The organism is Uliginosibacterium sp. 31-12 (assembly GCF_030548425.1).
GTDB lineage: Bacteria > Pseudomonadota > Gammaproteobacteria > Burkholderiales > Rhodocyclaceae > Uliginosibacterium > Uliginosibacterium aquaticum.
This window is the reverse complement of sequence record NZ_JAUOOA010000007.1, coordinates 113,053-127,109: the sequence shown is the minus strand read 5'-3', so window position 1 is coordinate 127,109 and position 14,057 is coordinate 113,053. Positions and strand designations below refer to the sequence as shown.

13 protein-coding genes are annotated in these 14,057 nt (G+C 64.5%); 6 read left to right on the top strand and 7 right to left on the bottom strand.

Going from position 1 to position 14,057, the window contains the following annotated elements:
* Window positions 1-19 precede the first annotated feature (19 nt).
* From Q3Y64_RS14120 to Q3Y64_RS14110, 3 genes are all read left to right on the top strand, one after another.
* Window positions 20-1,261, top strand: coding sequence for a pectinesterase family protein (locus tag Q3Y64_RS14120; RefSeq protein WP_303562764.1), 1,242 nt, complete (start codon window positions 20-22; stop codon window positions 1,259-1,261).
* 116 nt (window positions 1,262-1,377) lie between these two features.
* Window positions 1,378-2,310, top strand: a complete 933-nt coding sequence (cysK, locus tag Q3Y64_RS14115; protein ID WP_101944411.1) for a cysteine synthase A — start codon at window positions 1,378-1,380, stop codon at window positions 2,308-2,310.
* A 96-nt stretch (window positions 2,311-2,406) separates the two neighbouring features.
* Window positions 2,407-3,552 (top strand): MalY/PatB family protein, encoded by a 1,146-nt coding sequence (locus Q3Y64_RS14110; protein WP_303562760.1) that lies wholly within the window; start codon window positions 2,407-2,409, stop codon window positions 3,550-3,552.
* Here Q3Y64_RS14110 and Q3Y64_RS14105 read toward each other — a convergent pair.
* Genes Q3Y64_RS14105 through Q3Y64_RS14090 form a run of 4 tightly spaced genes read right to left on the bottom strand, consistent with a single transcriptional unit; the run spans window position 3,549 to window position 6,274 of the window.
* Window positions 3,549-4,244 carry a GntR family transcriptional regulator gene (locus tag Q3Y64_RS14105; RefSeq protein WP_101944409.1) on the bottom strand — a complete coding sequence of 232 codons (696 nt, stop codon included), beginning with the start codon at window positions 4,242-4,244 and terminating at the stop codon, window positions 3,549-3,551. The two genes, Q3Y64_RS14110 and Q3Y64_RS14105, sit on opposite strands and share 4 nt — an antisense overlap.
* A gap of 37 nt (window positions 4,245-4,281) precedes the next feature.
* Window positions 4,282-4,656 carry an AtzH-like domain-containing protein gene (locus Q3Y64_RS14100; RefSeq protein WP_101944408.1) on the bottom strand — a complete coding sequence of 125 codons (375 nt, stop codon included), beginning with the start codon at window positions 4,654-4,656 and terminating at the stop codon, window positions 4,282-4,284.
* Window positions 4,656-6,077, bottom strand: a complete 1,422-nt coding sequence (locus Q3Y64_RS14095; RefSeq protein WP_303562757.1) for an AtzE family amidohydrolase — start codon at window positions 6,075-6,077, stop codon at window positions 4,656-4,658. Before Q3Y64_RS14095 ends, Q3Y64_RS14100 begins: the two co-directional genes overlap by 1 nt.
* On the bottom strand, window positions 6,074-6,274 hold the full coding sequence (locus tag Q3Y64_RS14090) for an AtzG-like protein (protein WP_158239291.1): 201 nt from the start codon (window positions 6,272-6,274) through the stop codon (window positions 6,074-6,076). The genes Q3Y64_RS14095 and Q3Y64_RS14090 overlap by 4 nt, the downstream gene beginning before the upstream one ends.
* Before the next feature lie 397 nt (window positions 6,275-6,671).
* Here Q3Y64_RS14090 and atzF point away from each other — a divergent pair, with 397 nt between their 5' ends.
* A complete protein-coding gene (atzF, locus tag Q3Y64_RS14085; protein WP_303562755.1) occupies window positions 6,672-8,492 on the top strand; it encodes an allophanate hydrolase in 1,821 nt (606 codons plus the stop codon).
* Window positions 8,493-8,564: 72 nt separating this feature from the next.
* Here atzF and Q3Y64_RS14080 read toward each other — a convergent pair whose 3' ends face one another.
* Both Q3Y64_RS14080 and dnaB read right to left on the bottom strand, forming a co-directional pair.
* Window positions 8,565-9,191, bottom strand: coding sequence for a response regulator (locus Q3Y64_RS14080; protein ID WP_101944405.1), 627 nt, complete (start codon window positions 9,189-9,191; stop codon window positions 8,565-8,567).
* Window positions 9,192-9,370: 179 nt separating this feature from the next.
* Window positions 9,371-10,777 carry a replicative DNA helicase gene (dnaB, locus tag Q3Y64_RS14075; protein WP_101944404.1) on the bottom strand — a complete coding sequence of 469 codons (1,407 nt, stop codon included), beginning with the start codon at window positions 10,775-10,777 and terminating at the stop codon, window positions 9,371-9,373.
* 111 nt (window positions 10,778-10,888) lie between these two features.
* Here dnaB and Q3Y64_RS14070 point away from each other — a divergent pair, with 111 nt between their 5' ends.
* Window positions 10,889-12,376 (top strand): hypothetical protein, encoded by a 1,488-nt coding sequence (locus Q3Y64_RS14070; RefSeq protein WP_303562751.1) that lies wholly within the window; start codon window positions 10,889-10,891, stop codon window positions 12,374-12,376.
* Here the strand turns inward: Q3Y64_RS14070 and Q3Y64_RS14065 are convergent.
* On the bottom strand, window positions 12,373-13,602 hold the full coding sequence (locus tag Q3Y64_RS14065) for a YihY family inner membrane protein (RefSeq protein ID WP_158239290.1): 1,230 nt from the start codon (window positions 13,600-13,602) through the stop codon (window positions 12,373-12,375). The two genes, Q3Y64_RS14070 and Q3Y64_RS14065, sit on opposite strands and share 4 nt — an antisense overlap.
* Window positions 13,603-13,682: 80 nt before the next feature.
* On the opposite strand from Q3Y64_RS14065, the gene Q3Y64_RS14060 reads away from it, so the two are divergent.
* On the top strand, window positions 13,683-14,039 hold the full coding sequence (locus Q3Y64_RS14060; protein ID WP_303562748.1) for a DUF2069 domain-containing protein: 357 nt from the start codon (window positions 13,683-13,685) through the stop codon (window positions 14,037-14,039).
* Window positions 14,040-14,057 lie beyond the last annotated feature (18 nt).

Below are 14,057 nucleotides of genomic sequence, written 5' to 3'. Positions count from 1 at the left end.
CATTCCAAGGAGGATTTGCGTGAAGACTTATCAGAAGACTCTGAGCCTTGCCGTGTTGTCTGCCCTGCTGCTGGGCGCCTGCGCCACGTCGCTGGAAGGCCCGCTGGCCACCAGCACCGCCAAGCGTCCGCAACTGGCCGTCGACAAGGCGGCCGGCCAGACCATGGCGGCCTATTTCGCCAAGGGCGGCCTGATCGAAGAGCAGAGCAATGATCCGTGGGACCCGCTCACCAATGGCATCGGCGATGTCGCCAAGCTCAAGCCCACCTACATCGTCGCGGCCGATGGCAGCGGCACACACAAGACCATCCAGTCGGTTGTCGACACCCTCACCGCCAAGGGCGGCAGCGAGCGCGTGTATGTACTGGTCAAGCCCGGCACCTACCGTGAACAGATCTGCCTGAAGGAAACCGCACCGGTCACCTTCTATGGCCTGGACGGCGATGCCAGCAAGGTGCTGATCGTGAGCAACCTCGCCAGCGGCAGCAAGAAGGACAAGGAAGCCACCGCCAACGCCTGCGAAGGCCGCAAAGGCGCTGACACCTACGGCACCTCCGGCAGCAGCACCTTCCTCGCCTACTCGGATGGCTTCCAGGCCAAGAACCTGACCATCTCGAACGACTACGACGAGCGCCCCAATCCCAAGAGCGGCACCCAGGCGGTGGCCCTGAACACCCGCGGTGACAAGGTGATCCTCGACAATGTGCGCCTCCTCGGCAATCAGGACACGCTGATGGTGAAATCCAAGGATCGCGCCACGATCAATCGCGTCTTCATCACCAACAGCTACATCGAGGGTGATGTGGACTTCATCTTCGGCCACGCCGTCACTGTTTTCGACAAGGTGGAATTCAAGTCCCTGACCGATCGTGAAGGCGCCGAAGGCGGCTTCGTGTTCGCCCCCAGCCATCCCGACATCTACCCCTTCGGCTATCTGGTGACCAACTCCAAGTTCACCTCGGATGCCAACAAGGAAGGCAAGAAGATCAGCCTGGGCCGTGCCTGGGATGACAGCAGCGGCACCTACAAGGCCAAGGACGGCAAGGTACACATGCCCAATGGCATGCTGGTAATCCGCAGCTCCTGGATCGGCGCTCACATCGACGCCGAGTCGCCCTGGAACAAGGCCGCCACCACCAGCCGCCCCTTCGATTCCGAGAAGGCGCAGACCGTGCAGTTCGGCAACCCGAAGGTCGCCACCGTGTTCCCGGCCAACCGCCTGTTCGAGTTCCGCAACTCGGGCCCAGGTGCGGCCAAGTAAGCATGCACTGAATCCACAAGGGGCCTTCGGGCCCCTTTCTCATTCCCCTTGCCGGGCTCCTCATTCCAGCGGGCCCGGCATAGAATCGCCCGGTATTCCACTCAAGGAGAGACTGCATGAAGATCGCCGCCAATGTCACCGAGCTGATCGGCAACACCCCGCTGGTGCAACTCAATCGCCTCGCCGCCGGCATCAACGGCCGCGTGCTGGCCAAACTCGAGTTCTTCAACCCGGCCCACAGCGTGAAGGACCGGATCGCCGCAGCCATGATCGAAGCGGCCGAGAAGGCCGGCAAGATCGGCCCGGACACCATCGTGCTGGAGCCCACCTCCGGCAACACCGGCATCGGTCTGGCCATGGTCTGTGCGGCCAAAGGCTACAAGTGCGCCTTCGTAATGCCCGAAACCATGAGCCGTGAGCGCCGCCTGCTGCTCAAGGCCTACGGTGCCGAGCTGATCCTCACCCCGGGGCCGGAAGGCATGCCGGGCGCGATCAAGCGCGCGCAGGACCTTGCCGCTGCGGACTCACGCTACTTCATCCCCCAGCAGTTCGAGAACCCGGCCAACCCCGAGATTCACCGCCACACCACGGCCGAAGAAATCTGGCGTGACACCGACGGCACGGTCGACCTCTTCGTGGCCGGCGTCGGTACCGGCGGTACGGTCACTGGCGTGGGCGAAGTGCTCAAGGCCAAGAAACCCTCAGTACAGGTCTTTGCCGTGGAACCCGACGCCAGCCCGGTGCTCTCCGGTGGCGCGCGCGGCCCGCACCCGATTCAGGGCATCGGAGCCGGCTTCGTGCCGGGCATCCTCAACACCGGCGTGTATGACGAAGTACTGCGCGTGAGCAACGCTGACACCTTCGACATCGCCCGCCGAATGGCCACCGAAGAAGGCCTGCTGGTCGGCATTTCCAGCGGTGCAGCGGTTTCGGCAGCGCTGGCCGTGGCGCGCCGCCCGGAGAATGCCGGCAAGACCACTGTGGTGATCATCCCGAGCTTCGGTGAGCGTTATCTCTCCACCCCGCTGTTTGAGCATTTGGCAGTCTGAGCCAGCTCAAACCTGCTTCAAGGAGGGCGCTGCGGCGCCCTCTTCTTTTACGCGCGCCCGCCCTACAATCCCTGATCACTTCAGGAGTTCCACACCATGGCTTTTGACTTTGATACCTCGCCCGACCGCCGTCACTCAGACAGCATCAAGTGGCAACGCTATGCTCATCGCGACGTGCTGCCAATGTGGGTGGCCGATATGGATTTCGCCGCGCCCCCCGCCGTGCGTGAAGCCCTTCAGGCCCGTCTCGATCACGGCGTATTCGGCTATGCCCATGTCTCCACTGCCCTGCGCGAAGCCATCGTGGAAGGCATCGCGCGCGATCACGACTGGCAGATCGAGCCAGACTGGCTGGTTTTCCTGCCCGGCGTGGTGCAAGGCTTCAACCTCGCCTGCCGCCTCGCTGGCGAGCCCGGCGACGGCGTGCTGACCTTCCCGCCGATCTACCCGCCGATGCTGCTGGCGCCGGACAATCACCAGCGCCGCCTGGTGCGCAGCGAGCTGGTGCTCAAGGGCGGGCGCTGGGAATATGACTGGAATGGCCTAGACGCCCTGCTCGCCACCCAGAGCGCGCGCCTCCTGATGCTGTGCAATCCGCACAACCCGGTCGGCCGAGTGTGGACCCGCGAAGAGCTCACCCGCCTCGCATGGCACGCCGAAAAGCATGACTGGCTGATCTGCTCGGATGACATCCACTGCGGCCTAGTGATCGATTCGGCCCAGCCCTATCTGCCGATCGCCGCGCTGGATGAAGCCATTGCCCAGCGCAGCATCACCCTGATGGCACCCTCGAAAACCTGGAACATCCCGGCCCTCGGCTGCGCCTTCGCAGTGATCCCGAATGCCCATCTGCGCAAACAATACCTGGCCAGCGCACGTGGCCTGATCCCGGACGTCAACGTGCTGGGCCTTGTTGCCTGCGAAGCGGCCTACCGTGACGGCGGCCCTTGGCGTGAAGCCCTGCTGGCCTACCTGCAGAGCAATGCGCGCGCCCTGCTGGCGGGTGTGAATGCCCTGCCGGGCCTCTCCATGGCGCCGGTGGAAGCCACTTACCTGGCCTGGCTGGACTGCCGCGGGCTGGGCCTCACCGACCCGCAGCGCCACTTCGAACGACACGGTCTGGGACTCTCGGACGGCCGCGACTTCGGCCTGAACGGCTTCCTGCGCCTGAACTTCGGCTGCAGCCGGGCATTGCTGGACGAGGCCTTGCAAAGACTGGCCACCGCGGTGCGAGCAGTCTAACTCTGGCGCGCAGACTGGAGCCGGTGCAGGGTGATCTTGCGCACCTCGGCGCGGCTCTCGGCGATATGGCTGTTAAGCAGCAGCACAGCCTGATCGGCGCGCCGGCGCAGAATGGCCTGAAGGATCTGGGCGTGCTCCTCGTAAGTGCGCTCCACGCGGTAGCCCTGGGTGAAGTCCAGCCGACGGATGATGCGGATGCGCTCGATCACATCGTTATGCACGCGGGCCAGCTCAGGGTTGTTTGCCGCATCCACCAGGGTAGTGTGAAAGATTTCATCGAGCTCGGCCGCCGCGCGGGCATCGCGCACGCGCCCCTCCTCCGGCACCAGCCAGACGGCCTTGAGCACCTCCACATGGCTCAGATCGGTCTGGTCGCAGAGTTTTCGCACAGCCGCACTCTCAAGGATCATGCGCAGCTCGTAGAGATTCTCGAACATCACGAAATCAAAGGGACGCACGCTCCAGCCATTCCTGAAGTGCACGAACAGATACCCCTCCCGCTCCAGCCGGTAGAGCGCCTCGCGCACCGGCGTGCGGCTCACCCCAAGGCGCTCAGCCACCTGGCTCTCGGTGAAGCGATCGCCGGGCAGCAAACGGAATTCAAAAATGTCGTCCTTGACACGGGCATACACGTGATCGACACGCGAGCCGGCCAGGCCTGGGGAAGCGGAGGAGAGATCGTCTGGGCTCATGCGCACTTCAAGGCAGTGGAGGGCCAGCCATCGGGCATCATTCGCGATAGCTGATGTGAGCGAAGACGATACGCCAGTCTGTCCCGAAACGCACCCAGGTCTGGCTCTGGCGGCCGATGCGGCCATCCACACTACGCCGGAAAACGATGTTCACGGTGGCGCTGTGGGTGCCGAAACACACGATGCGCCGAGCCAGCCGTTCGCGCGCCAGGCCACGCAGCGGACGCGCCGCACGGAAAGCCCGGATCGTATCGATACCGACCTGCTCATCCGAAGCATTGACCCGTTCGACCCGACCATCCTTCCAGAACAGCTCGTCGAGCACGGCCAGATCGTTCACCAGTAAGGCCGCCTCGTAGCGATCCGAGGCCTTGCTCACCTCGGCACACATGCGTTCATCATTGATCGGCATTACCCCTCCCTGATCCACGGTTGACGAAAACACAGGCCCTGCGCCTCCAGAACCGCCGCCGCAGCCAGCGCCACATCCTCCCGGCCCGGCGCAGCAATCAGCTGGACACCAATCGGCAGGGCTGTGTCTGTGGGCAGCGGCACCGCCACCACTGGCAGGCCGATGAAAGAAATCGGCTGGGTCAGCAGGCCGATCGAGGGGCGCGTCGGCACCCGCCCGCCCGGCAAGTTCAGCTCGGGCTGGGCAATCGTCGTCGCCACGACCGGCGTAGCGGGCGCAATCAGCAGATCGAAGCGCTCGAAATAATCCAGCAGGCGCTGCAGAAAAACCTGCCGGAAGCGCTGGGCCTGCACATACCAGCTGGCTGGAATGAGGCTGCCAGCGAGCATGCGGTCCCGATTATTCGGCTCCATATCCTCATACCAAGTCTGCAAGGCCGGGCGGTAGAGCTGGCCGGATTCGCTGGCGGTGATCACGAAGGCTCCGGCGCGAGCTGCCGCCACATCGGCAATATCCAGCTCGTCGCTGGCGGCCAGCGCCTGCGCCACACGCTCGCTGGCTCGGCGCGCCTCCGGGCCGGACCATCGATCAAAGTAGCCACTCAGCCGCGCCACCCGCAGCGCTCCCGGCCCCTGCTGCTGCGCCTGTAGTACTGCGGCCTCGGTCGCCGCACCGACTACGCGCCGACAGGCCTGGTCCCGCAGATCAAGCCCGCTCAGCACATCGAAGATCCGCGCCAGATCACGTGGCGAACGCGCAAAGGGACCGACGTGATCGATGCTGTGCACAAAAGGCATGCTGCCGCCCCGTGAGAGCCCGCCGTAGGTGGGCTTGAGGCCGTAGATGCCACAGAAGGAAGCCGGCACGCGGATTGAGCCATTGGTATCCGAGCCCAGCGAGAAGGCGCACAGCCCCGCCGCGACCGCGGCGCCGCTGCCACCCGAGGAGCCGCCCGCCACGCGGTTAGGATCGAGCGGATTCCGGGTCACGCCATGAAAGCTGTTTTCGGTGGTGAAGCCATAGGCATACGCATCCATGTTCAGCCCACCCAGCAGACAGGCACCGGCCGCGGCCGAACGCGCGACCAGGGTGGCGTCCGCGGCCGCCGGGCCCGCAGTACGCGCGCGGTGCCCGCCGGCCAGGGTCGGCAGGCCGGCGATGTCGAACAGATTCTTCACGGCATAGGGCACACCAGCCAGCGGCGCCAGGGCTTCGCCCCGTGCCCGCTGCGCATCCACTGCGGCAGCCTCGCGCAGGGCGCGCTCGCGGGTCTGGTCGGTATAGGCAAGGAGCGCTCCATCCCGTTCATCCATGCGGGCAAAACTGGCTTCTGCCAGCTCACGTGCGCTCACCTCTCCGCCTGCCACCCCCTCCGCCATCTGCCAGGCATTGCGTCCCAGCCACGCCTCTGCGGCGCTCATGGGCGAAAGATCGGCGCCGGTTCCACGGCGGCCGCCAGTGGCAGTGCCAGCAGCGGCGCCGCCACACGCGCCACCAATGCCATCTGCTCCGCCACCCGCGCGAGCTGCGGCGCATCCAGCGCATACCCCTGCAGCACAGCCACCTGCTCTACATAGGCCAGCCAGGGGTTCTCCTTCATCACCACTTCGCTTTGCATGGGGGCTCCTCTTTCATGGGGTCCGGAAACAATCTTGCATACAAGATCAAATGCAATTTCTGTTCCCCTACTTGTGCCTCTGCTGAACAGCCCTCCCGCCACGCCCTCCCAAACCTTGTCGCGGCAAGCGCCCCAGCCTTCTCTGACTGATCCGCGCCACTCCGGCAGGGAGCTGGGGGAACTGTTGGCGCCCCGCACCAGAAGCGGGCGGAGCGCCACGCCATCCCCCGCTGCGGTGCGCACCCCTGCCCCGGCGACAGCCCCCCAGAGCTCAAGAACGCCCAACAAGTCGATAAAAATCAAAACTTTGAATGAAGCCGTGAGCACCCGGTCAAGTTGGCACGACGATTGCACACCTACTTGTATACAAGCACTCTCTACCGACCTGGACGCTCCCATGACCGACTCGACGCTCTCTTCTGGCCGCGATCTCTCCATTACCGCCCTGCAAAAGGACTATGCGAGTGGTGCACTCACGCCGCTACAGTTGCTCAGCGCATTGCAGCCCTTGCTGGCCGCCTCGAATCCGGCAGCCTGGATCTATCGCCTGGATGCCCCCGCCTTGCAGCAACGCGCGCGGGAGCTGGAAGCACTTGGCCCTGGCCCGCAGCGCCCGCTCTACGGCATCCCGTTTGCCGTGAAGGACAACATCGATGTCGCCGGCCTGCCCACCACCGCCGCCTGCCCCGCCTTCCGCTATATCGCAGAAGCTCATGCCACAGTGGTGCAGCGCCTGCTCGATGCCGGCGCGATCCTCATCGGCAAGACCAACCTGGACCAGTTCGCCACAGGCCTGGTCGGCACCCGCTCGCCCTATGGCACCCCTAGCTCCACCTTCAGTACCGAACATATCTCCGGCGGTTCCAGCTCAGGCTCGGCCGTCGTCGTCTCGGAAGGCTGCGTGAGCTTCGCACTGGGGACCGACACGGCAGGCTCCGGGCGTGTGCCGGCCGCCTTCAACAACATCGTCGGCGCCAAACCCACGCGCGGCTGGCTCCCCACCACCGGTGTAGTACCCGCTTGCCGCTCACTCGATTGCGTGTCGGTATTCGCCATCAGCGCCAGTGAAGCCTGGCAGGTGCTCTGTGTCGCCGGCGGGGCGGACCCTACCGATCCATGGTCACGCCATGCGCAAGCGGCCGGTTTGCCGGCCCGGCCCCGGATCGGCGTGCTGCGCGCCGAGCAGCGCGAATTCTTTGGCGACGCGCAAGCCGCGGCGCATTACGCCGACATGCTGGAAAAACTCGCCACGCTGGGCGAGCTGGTCGAGTTTGATTTCGCACCTTTCGCTGCAACGGCGGCGCTGCTCTACGATGGCCCCTGGGTGGCCGAACGCCTCGAAGCCACGAAGGGCCTGCTACAGAACCAGCCCGAATCACTGGACCCGACCGTCCTCACAGTCATTGCACGCGGTCTCGAGTTCGACGCCGCACAGGCCATGCAGGCGCAGACCCGCCTGCAGGCCTTGCGCCAGCAGGTCGCCCCCGTATGGCGGAACCTGGACCTCTTGGCCCTGCCAAGTGCGCCAACCCAGCATCGGATCAATGCCGTCCAGGCCGATCCGGTGCGCCTCAACAGCCAGCTCGGGTATTACACCAACTTCGCGAACCTGCTGGATTTATGCGCCGTGGCAGTGCCCGGGCCACTGCGCCCGGACGGCCTGCCCGCCGGTGTCACGCTGCTGGCACCGGCCTGGCATGATGCCGCGCTTGCACGCCTGGCCGACACCCTGCATCGCAGCAGCGACTGTCGCGTCGGCCACACCCGCCACGCACTGCCGCCGCCAGGCGCACGAATGGAATGGCCGGCCACCCCGGAGGCCCCATGGATCCGCCTGGCAGTGGTCGGCGCCCACCTCTCAGGCATGCCGCTGAATCACGAACTGACCGAGCGCGCCGCCCGCTTCGTACGGGCCTGTCACACCGCGCCGGCCTACCGGCTCTACGCTCTGCCCGGCAGCGTGCCGCCCAAGCCCGGCCTGCAAGCGGTCAGCTCAGGTGGCGTAGCCATCGCCGTCGAGGTCTGGGAGCTGGCCCCAGCCGCCTTTGGTGATTTCGTCGCCCGCATCCCAGCCCCGCTGGGCATCGGCAGCCTGATCCTGGACAACGGCGAAACGCTCAAGGGTTTCCTGTGCGAACACACGGCCCTCACGGAGGCTGAAGACATCAGCCCGTTTGGCGGCTGGCGCGCCTACATCGCCCACCGCAGTGCGGTCTGAGCACACAGGGCGGGGCATCGAAAACAAAAACGGCAGCCAAGGCTGCCGTTCGATCTCTACTTCCGGGAAGGCTCAGGGTCGCACAGCCCGGCGCTGCATCTGCATCAGGCGCGCCTGGATGTAACCCTTGAGCTCGCGGAATGGAATCGGCTTGCCGTAAATCAGCACATCTTCAGGCAGGCCACCCTGCTCTTCGATGTCCTCGGCGGTCAGGCCGGTCACCACGATGATGTCCATACCCGCCAGTTGCGGATCGTCACGCAGCTTGCGAATCATTGCAAAACCATCCAGATCCGGCATGACCAGATCGGCCACCAGCAGATCCGGCGGGTTGCGACCGATTTCCATCAGGCCTTCGAAGCCAGAAGCCACGATCTTGACCTTGATCGGCATCTCCCAGGTTGCCACCGTCTTTTCGTAGAGCGCCTGCATCAGGCGGTCATCTTCGGCGATCAGCACACGCAACTCGGTCGACGGTGCCGGAGTCGTTACCGGACCTGCCTGACGCTTGCGCAGGAAAGCTTCAACCGAGGTCACGCGAATACGACGATGGCCACCGGCCGTTTTCCACGCATCAAGAAGGCCGTTTTCCACCATCTGCTGCACGGTGCCCAGCGACACGCCCAGCATCTGGGCCGCATCACTAGTGCTGCAGAATTCGCGATCCGGTTTGCCACCGGGCTGTACGGCGTCAGACATGCATGAACCCCTGATATCAAGACTGGGTAAGCCGGGCCGTCATATTTCGGCCTCGGTAAAGCCGCCGGATTGTAACGTACTGCAACAAACTGCCGCAGCAAAAAGCGCCGTGCGGCAAGCTCCGGGAAGTAAAAGTCTGTTAACCGGAGGAAATGCCTGCGCGAGCTGACGGCATGAACTCAGTACCCGGCGCCCTGCACGTAATTCTCGAAACGGGTGTACTCGCCGATGAAGGTCATCGGCACCATGCCGGTCGGGCCGTTACGATGCTTGGCGATAATCAGCTCGGCCTTGCCCTTGTCCTGGGTATCCGGGTTGTAGATCTCATCGCGGTACACAAACATGATGATGTCCGCATCTTGCTCAAGCGCGCCGGATTCACGCAAGTCAGAGGCCATCGGGCGCTTGTCGGCACGCTGTTCCAGACTGCGGTTGAGCTGCGAGAGCGCCATGATCGGCACGTTGAGTTCCTTGGCGAGCGACTTCACCGAACGCGAAATTTCCGAGATTTCGGCCGTGCGGTTATCGCTCTGCTTGTGCGAAGTCATCAGCTGCAGATAATCGATGATGATCAGGCCGAGCTTGCCACCATGCTGGCGATGCAGACGACGGGCGCGGGCGCGCAAGTCGATCGGGTTGAGGCCCGGCGTCTCGTCGATGAAAATCGGCGCTTCATGCAACTTGCCCAGCGAATATGAGAGACGCTGCCACTCGTCATCATTGAGCTTGCCGGTGCGCAAACGGTGCTGATCCAGCCGCCCCACCGAGGAGATGAAGCGCATCACCAGCTGGGTGGCCGGCATTTCCATCGAGAAGATCGCCACCGGCAACTGAGCATCCAGCGCCACCGATTCAGCAATGTTCAGTGCAAATGAGGTCTTGCCCATACCCGGGCGGCCAGCGACGATGATCATGTCGGTGCCATGCAGGCCGGAGGTCATCTTGTCGAGATCTGCCAGACCGGTCGGCACGCCGGTCACCGACGCAGGGTTGTCACGGTCGTAGAGCTCCTGGATACGCTCCACCACCTGCCCCAACACCGGCTGGATCGGCACAAACCCGGTGTTCTGGCGCGCGCCCTCGTCGCGAATCGACAGAATTTTGGACTCGGCCTCGTCGAGAATCAGGTTGGCGTCGCGCCCGGCCGGGGCTAGCGCGCCAGAGGCGATCTCGTCCCCTACCGTGACCAGTTTGCGCAGGATGGCCCGCTCGCGCACGATCTCGGCGTAACGACGCACGTTCGAAGCTGACGGCGTGTTGTTAGCCACCTCGCCCAGATAGGCAAGCCCCCCCACATGCTGCGCATCGCCACTCTTGTCGAGCGATTCGAACACCGTCACCACGTCGGCCGGCTTGCCCTGCTCGATCAGTTTGGCAATGTGGTGGAAGATGCGGCGGTGCTCGTCGCGATAAAAATCGACTTCACTGACCAGATCCGCAACCCGATCCCAGGCCGAGTTATCCAGCAGCAAGCCGCCCACCAGAGATTGCTCTGCCTCGACAGAGTGAGGCGGTAGCTTCAGGGCATTGAGCTGGGAGTCGAACACGGGCGGACTGGAATAGTCGCCCTCACGATTACGGGCCATGGGGTTCTGCGCGGCAAAAGTGGCAAGTTTAATCTAGAAGCCGGAGCCCCCCCTCTTCCACGAGAGATATCCGGGCTAGAATTGGCCTTCCTGTCCCTCGCCGTGCATGGCATGTCCATCGACCCTGACCTCTCCGCCGACCCGACCGGCCCGATCCTAGACTGGCTCAGCGGCCAGCCTGCGGCCGACCTTGCCGCCGAGGCCCTGGCGCTCGGTCAGCAGCTCGACGCCCTGCACAGCCCGACCATCAGCAGCCAGCAGTTCCATCACTGCATCGAACTCTTCTACGGCCGCGCGCTGCGCCTGTGCCTGGAACACCGTCAGGCACTGCGCCGCGAAGCCCTGCCCCTACCGGCCGCCTTGCTCAACAGGGCGCGCCAGATCGCCGAGGTCCTCAAGCGCGTCGCCCAGGGCTTCGAACGTGTCCTGACCGATGCCGATGCCCGTGCCGGCACGCCGCAGAAACGTCTGAACGAAACCGCGTCAGCACGTGCCCTTCGCCTGCTCGGCGAAAACTACCTCACCTTGGGTCAAGCCGGACTCGATCCTGAGCCAGAGGCCTGGCGGATTGCCTGGCGCCTCTACGCCATGTCGCGCAGCGAAGCCGGTGCACTCGAGCAGGCTGCCAGCCCGGTCGAAACGGCGCTCTACGCCTACAAACGCCTGCTCGCGATGGCCTCGCTGGAGCCGCAGAGCCTGTCCCCGGCCGAGCTGGACTGGGCCGCCGAATACCTCTCCCGTATCAGCGGTCAGGTGCATGTGCAGGAAATTCGCCCGCCTGCGCTGGATGGCGCCTGGTACTGGCTGGACCCCTATGGCAGTGCAGAGCCCCAGGCTTGCGTGCGGCGCGATGCGCCGGAAGGCCGCAGCCTGCTGTATTTCTCAACCACCGGCCTGGCACGCCGTGCCGGCGAACAGCTGGCCCGCCACGAGAGCGGTCGCACCGGCGGTGATCTGGATGTACATCCGGACTTTCCGGATGTACATCCGGCCACCCTGCTGGAACGCCTGCGCAGCCGCTGGGCCACGCCGCCACGCCGCGAGCAGCCGCGACGGCGGCAGGAATACACGGTACAGGCTTGTGTGGGTCTGACTGCGATCTGGACAGTACTGCGCCATGGTGATGATCCGGCGCTGGTCAGCGAATGGGGCGTCGTCAATGAAAGCCCCGGCGGCTACGCCATCATGACCCTGCAGGGGCGCAGCAGCGGTTTGCTGGCCGGCATGGCGATTGCCTTGCGGCGCGATGTCAGCGACATTTGGAGCCTGTGCGTGGTGCGCTGGATCCGCAGCGACGCGGTCAATCAGATCGAAATCGGCCTGCAGATGCTGTCGCGCGGCGCGATTCCAATCCAGGTCGGTTTCAAGGGCAGCGAGCGTGAGGCCGGCATGGTTCGCGCACTCGTCCTACCCGTTTTGCCCGCTCTGCGCCAGCATCAGGCCGTGCTGGCACCGGCCGGCACCTATATCTCGCGCCGCTTCTCACTGATCTCCGACATCGACCGGCTCTACGTGGCGCAATGCCGCCTGCTGAGTCTGGACTTGCAGACCTCGAATGTGGAGCTGTTTCAGTTCGAGGTCGACCCCTACCCGATCTAGCCCGCACCCGGGGCAGAAAGTCGCCCAACCGGCCGCGCCAGGGTTGTGCGCAGCTCCCCCAAGCTGCAGTCCAGCAAAGCCCGGTCAGCCGCAGAGAAGCGCGCATCGAGCACCTCGCTGCGCTGCACGCCGATCACCAGGCAGGAAATCAGCTCCCCCAGTTGCAAGGCCTCGCCAGCCACGCACAGCATCCACGCGCCATCCTCGGTGCGTACCGTCCATCCGGCCAGACGCATGTCCTCCAACATCTGCTCGGTCTGCCCAGGCGTCATACGACAGGCCGCGGCAAGCTGGTCAACTTCGGCGGCCTGGCCGATATCCTGCGCTGCCACCAAAGCCTGTGCCAGGCGCATCACCGCCACCACACGGCCGGCCGGACTCAGGGGCAAGAGGCGGCTACGCATGCCGAAAGCGGGCAGCACTGCGGCCACGGTGGCACCCAACAGGATAACCAGCCAGCTCAGATAGACCCAGATCAGGAAAATCGGCAGTACCGAGAAGGTGCCGTAAATCAGGGTGAAATTGGGTAGTTTGGCTAGGTAGAAACCGAACAGGCGCTGCACCAGTACTACCCCGACACCTGCCACCAGCCCGCCGGCGAGGCCATGCCAGAACTTCAGGCGCCGATTCGGCACGACGTGGAAAAGAAATACAAAGAGTGCCGACAGTAGCAAGGCGGTGGCGGCCCGGTCGGCAAACTTGCGCAGCCAGCCGGCGGGGTTGTCCATCATCCCGAGCGAGGCATGCATCAGATCCCCCGTTGCCGCCACGCCCACCGCAAAGATCACCGGCCCAAGCGTCAGCGCCAACCAGTAGATCGGGATGCGCACATACCAGGGGCGCGGACGGCGGATCAGCCAGATGCTGCTGATGGTGCGGTCGATGGTCGCAAACAGCATGATCGCGGTGACCACCAGAAAGACGGTGCCGACAATGGTCAGGCTGGAGGCCTTCTCAGAGAACTGCAAGGCGTAGGTCGCCACCACCTTGCCGGCCTTTTCCGGCAGCAGGTTCTGCAACAGGAAGCCGCGCATCCCCTCGCCGAGCTTCATGAAGGGCGAAAACTGGCGCATCACGAGAAGCACTACGGTGAGCATCGGCACCAGCGACAGCAGGGTCGTGTAGGTCAGCGCACCTGCGGTCTGCATCACCCGCACTTCACCGAACTTGTACTGTACAAGCCGGGCAAACTGGAACAGGGGATGGTCTGCGAATCGTGCTTTCATGGGGCGGGGGGCAACACCAGAACCGTATAATGCGGGCATTCTAACGACTCAGACGGCCACGCCCAACGCCGTCCGCCCCAATGCCCAGCCTGTCCGTCACCCGCACTACTGCCACTGTCTGCCTGCTGGCCCTGATCACTCTGTGCCTGGCCGCCGAACTGTGGCTGGCGCCTCTGCGCCCTGGCGGCTCCTGGCTGGTGTTGAAAGTGCTTCCACTATTGGCCGCCCTGCCCGGTTTCCTGAAGGGCAGGCGCTACACTTTCCAGTGGATGAGCCTGGCAATCTGGATCTACTTCACCTTCGGCGTGGTGAGCGCCAGCACCGTCAAGGGCATCAGCGCAGTGCTGGGGGGCTGCGAAGCCCTGCTGGCGCTGGCCATTTTCTGCCTGTGTGCGCTCTTCGCCCGCCAATCCGCCCCTTCACGCCAGAAGGCATGACAGTGAACGAAAAAGGCG

Bases quoted from the DNA above. Each gene is read 5' to 3' on its own strand.
- Q3Y64_RS14090 (WP_158239291.1), bottom strand. From the start codon at position 6,274: ATGCAAAGCGAAGTGGTGATGAAGGAGAACCCCTGGCTGGCCTATGTA.
- Q3Y64_RS14095 (WP_303562757.1), bottom strand. From the start codon at position 6,077: ATGAGCGCCGCAGAGGCGTGGCTGGGACGCAATGCCTGGCAGATGGCG.
- Q3Y64_RS14060 (WP_303562748.1), top strand. From the start codon at position 13,683: ATGCCCAGCCTGTCCGTCACCCGCACTACTGCCACTGTCTGCCTGCTG.
- atzF (WP_303562755.1), top strand. From the start codon at position 6,672: ATGACCGACTCGACGCTCTCTTCTGGCCGCGATCTCTCCATTACCGCC.
- Q3Y64_RS14080 (WP_101944405.1), bottom strand. From the start codon at position 9,191: ATGTCTGACGCCGTACAGCCCGGTGGCAAACCGGATCGCGAATTCTGC.
- Q3Y64_RS14110 (WP_303562760.1), top strand. From the start codon at position 2,407: ATGGCTTTTGACTTTGATACCTCGCCCGACCGCCGTCACTCAGACAGC.
- dnaB (WP_101944404.1), bottom strand. From the start codon at position 10,777: ATGGCCCGTAATCGTGAGGGCGACTATTCCAGTCCGCCCGTGTTCGAC.
- Q3Y64_RS14105 (WP_101944409.1), bottom strand. From the start codon at position 4,244: ATGAGCCCAGACGATCTCTCCTCCGCTTCCCCAGGCCTGGCCGGCTCG.
- Q3Y64_RS14065 (WP_158239290.1), bottom strand. From the start codon at position 13,602: ATGAAAGCACGATTCGCAGACCATCCCCTGTTCCAGTTTGCCCGGCTT.
- cysK (WP_101944411.1), top strand. From the start codon at position 1,378: ATGAAGATCGCCGCCAATGTCACCGAGCTGATCGGCAACACCCCGCTG.
- Q3Y64_RS14070 (WP_303562751.1), top strand. From the start codon at position 10,889: ATGTCCATCGACCCTGACCTCTCCGCCGACCCGACCGGCCCGATCCTA.
- Q3Y64_RS14100 (WP_101944408.1), bottom strand. From the start codon at position 4,656: ATGCCGATCAATGATGAACGCATGTGTGCCGAGGTGAGCAAGGCCTCG.